Genomic DNA, 605 nt, shown 5'->3' with positions numbered 1-605 from the left:
CAGGTTCGCCGGGGAACGATCCACGCGTTGATCGGCCCGAATGGCGCGGGCAAGAGCACGGTGTTCAACCTGCTCACCAAATTCCTGACGCCGACCCGTGGGCAGATTCTCTACAAGGGCAAGGACATCACCCGCACCAAACCGGCGGAGATCGCCTTGATGGGGCTGGTGCGGTCCTTTCAGATTTCGGCGGTGTTCCCGCACCTGACGGTGCTGGAAAATGTCCGGGTCGCCTTGCAACGCCCGCTCGGCACCAGCTTTCATTTCTGGAAATCGGAATCGACGCTGCACAGCCTGCACCAGCGGGCGTTGGAGCTGATCGAGGACGTGAACCTGTCGCCCTGGGCGCATCATCTGGCCGCCGAGCTGCCCTATGGCCGCAAGCGCGCGCTGGAAATCGCCACCACCCTGGCGCTCGATCCCGAGGTGATGCTGCTGGACGAGCCGCTGGCGGGCATGGGCCACGAGGACATCGAGGGGACCGCCGCGCTGATCAAGCGGGTGGCGGCCAGCCGCACCGTGCTGATGGTGGAACACAACCTGTCGGTCGTCGCCCATCTGTCGGACACCATCACCGTCCTGCGGCGCGGCGAGATCCTCGCCGA

The 605-nt window shown here is 65.3% G+C and carries 1 protein-coding gene; it reads left to right on the top strand.

The features are described 5' to 3' along the window. Positions 1-605, top strand: a 605-nt coding sequence (locus tag EJ903_RS26445; RefSeq protein ID WP_148105327.1) for an ABC transporter ATP-binding protein, incomplete at both ends; no start/stop codon positions are given.

Origin of the sequence: Azospirillum griseum, assembly GCF_003966125.1 — a bacterium.
GTDB classification, from domain to species: domain Bacteria; phylum Pseudomonadota; class Alphaproteobacteria; order Azospirillales; family Azospirillaceae; genus Azospirillum; species Azospirillum griseum.
The sequence above is the reverse complement of the archived record's forward strand: the minus strand, read 5'-3'. Positions and strand labels throughout refer to the sequence as shown.